Annotated in this window: 2 protein-coding genes; both read right to left on the reverse strand. The window is 67.8% G+C overall.

The features are described from left to right. Positions 1 to 487 precede the first annotated feature (487 nt). The gene (istB, locus tag ABZW30_RS46735; protein ID WP_355677450.1) at positions 488 to 1,258 is read right to left on the reverse strand and encodes an IS21-like element helper ATPase IstB; all 771 of its coding nucleotides are present in this window, start codon (positions 1,256 to 1,258) and stop codon (positions 488 to 490) included. Next, on the reverse strand, positions 1,255 to 2,673 hold the full coding sequence (gene istA / locus ABZW30_RS46740; RefSeq protein ID WP_355677451.1) for an IS21 family transposase: 1,419 nt from the start codon (positions 2,671 to 2,673) through the stop codon (positions 1,255 to 1,257). The genes istB and istA overlap by 4 nt, the downstream gene beginning before the upstream one ends. Between the last annotated feature and the right edge of the window lie 125 nt (positions 2,674 to 2,798).

Genomic DNA, 2,798 nt, shown 5'->3' on the forward strand with positions numbered 1-2,798 from the left:
TGTCCACGTACTGATCTGAGCGCTCCAACAAGTACGGAGTTATGTGCACCACTCACTGCCGGGGCGATCATGTCTGGAACTGCTATAGCGTGCTCCCGTGCACGAGATCTTCAGGTCGCTCCCGTGACCGTTTGAGAACGCCGAGTTCCCTCCGAACCTCGGAGCCGTCGTTCAGTGGACAGTGGCGAACGGCGACCTTCCGGCGTTGTTCGTTGGTCACACCGAGGCGAACTCCTGGCTTGTCGGCGATGGCGTGAACGACCCGAATCTCGCTGGCGCGTGTGCGGCCATGTGCATCTGGGCAGCGATCGAGCACAACTCGAGCATGCGAGAGCTCGCGGATCTGCCAGTCGGCTGGGCTGCTGAGCGGGACGCGCCTGGCGCTCCTTGGCACCGGACTCCGTTCCAGCTCTTGGATTAGACCCTCCCGTGCCAGTCAGGTACGGAGCCAGATGGCGAGGTCCGCCGCGGTGACGGTGCTGTGTTCCTAGGCCACGTCGGTGTCCTGGTTGATGGCCTGGAGGCGGTTCTTGAGGCGGTAGCTGTTGCCGTTGATCGAGATGACATCGCAGTGGTGCAGGAGCCGGTCGAGGATGGCGGTGGCGAGGACCTCGTCGCCGAAGACCTGGCCCCATTCGCTGAAGGTCTTGTTCGAGGTCAGGATGATCGAGCCCTTCTCGTACCGCTTGGAGATCACCTGGAAGACCAGGTTCGCCTCGGCGCGTTCAAGGGGCTGGTAGCCCACTTCGTCGACCACGAGGACGCTCGGCCGCAGGTAGGTGCGGAGCTTGCTGGTCAGGCGCCCTGCGGTCTCGGCGGCCTTGAGGTGGCGGACCATGTCGTCGAGGCTGGTGAAGTAGATCGAGTAGCCGGCCCGGCAAGCGGCGACCGCGAGGGCGACGGCCAGGTGGGTCTTTCCGACCCCGGGCGGCCCCAGCAGGGCGGCGTTCGCCTTGGCTTCGACGAATGACAGCGTGGCCAGGTCCTTGACCTTGCGCGGGTCGAGCTCGGGCTGGAAGGAGAAGTCGTAGTCGTCCAGGGTCTTGTGGTGCGGCAGCTTCGACAGCCGCAGGCCCTGGCGGAAGCGGCGGTCGTCGCGGACGGCCAGTTCCTCGGCGAGGAGGAGGTCGAGGAAGTCGAGGTAGCCCATCTTCGCTTCGTCCGCCCGCTTGGCGTACTGGTTCAGGCTCTCGGCGAGGTGGGGCAGGCCCAGCTTGACGGCCATGGTGCGGATTCGGTTGCTGACCAGCTGGCTCAACGGACGTCCTTCGTTGGGGAGTTGGTGGTGAACGGGCGGGTGCCGGTCAGCTCGTCATAGACGGACAGCGGTCGGCGACTGACCTCGACGCGGGCGGCGGCGGCCCGGTTGAGCAGGGCCCGAAGTGGGCCCGCTTCGTCGGCCAGGGGCTGTTCGTGGCGGGGCCGGGGCACGACGTCGCCCGTCGTGACGCGCCTGGTGTCGCCCTTGGGCAGGCCGTCCCAGTGCCGTTCGTCGACGATGCGGGCGCCGCGGCCCACCGCCCGGGAGTGGACGGCCAGCAGGGTGCTGCCGGCCGAGTCGGGGACGGTCGAGTGCAGTACGACCTGGGACTTCGTGGCCCGGATCTCGACCAGCTGGCGCGGGCGGACCCGGCGGGCGGGCACCGAGTAGAGGTTCGCGTCAAAGGCGACCAGGCAGTCCTTGCCGACGTGCCGAAGGTGGCGCTGTGCGACCACATAGGGCGTCCTCGGCAGCGGCCGCAGGGCAACGTGGTCGCGGATCGCGCGCAGGCCGATGACCTCTCCGTGGGTGCCGTGGACTCGCGCGCGCCGCAGGGGCACCCAGGCCGTGAACGCGGCGTCGAGCTCCTCGATCGAGGAGAACGCCCTCCCGGCGAGGACGTGGTCGCGCACGATCAGCACCTGGCGCTCGACCCGGCCCTTGCCGGTGGGACGGTAGGCGGCCAGCACGTCGATGTCGAAGTCGTAGTGGCCTGCGAACGCGACCGCCTCCGGGTGGAGCGGGACCGCCTCGCCAGGGGCGACGTGCCGGCGGACCACGGTCTTGGTGCGGTCGTAGACGATGCTCATCGGCACTCCGCCGAAGTGCGCGAACGCCTGCCGGTGGCAGTCGAAGAACGTCGCGAGGTCCTGGCTGGTGGTGAAGCAGCAGAACGGGTCGCGCGAGTACGACAGCGTCATGTGGAACGAGTAGACCTTCGGGATGCCGACGTGGGCGAGGATTCTGCCCTCGTCACCCCAGTCCACCTGGGCCTGGGCGCCGGGCACGACTTCGAAGCGTCGGTGCAGGCCCGCGAGTTCGCCGGGGTTGATGCCGAGTTCCTCGGCGATCCGGGGCCTGGCCTCCTGCAAGTAGATCTTGATCCGCTGGTAGTTGATGGCGATCCCGTACTCCTGGACCAGTCGCTCGTGGATCACCGTCCCCTTGAGGAGGACCTCGGAGCGCAGCATCGCGTCGATCAGCGGGGCGACCTCGTCGACCGTCCGCGGCCGGGGCAGGGCACCCGGTGCCCGCTGTGGAGGCGCGGCCGGAACCTGACCCGACAAGTACTTCGCGACCGTGCGGCGGTTCAGCCCGGTCGCCTTCGCGATCTGCCGCTGACTCATCGCGCCGGAGTCGTACAGCGCGCGATATCGCCTCAACTCCAGCCAGCGATGCGGGTCCAAGACCACTGCCAACCGCCTCCCTGCCGCTCGAAACCGACGACAGCAGGCTCACGGACAACAGCCGGTCACCGCATCAACTCTGGTGCACAGTCACTCGTACGAGGTGGTGCATGTTGACTCGTACGCCGACA

Origin of the sequence: Kitasatospora sp. NPDC004669 (assembly GCF_040609455.1) — a bacterium.
Classification (GTDB): Bacteria; Actinomycetota; Actinomycetes; order Streptomycetales; family Streptomycetaceae; genus Kitasatospora.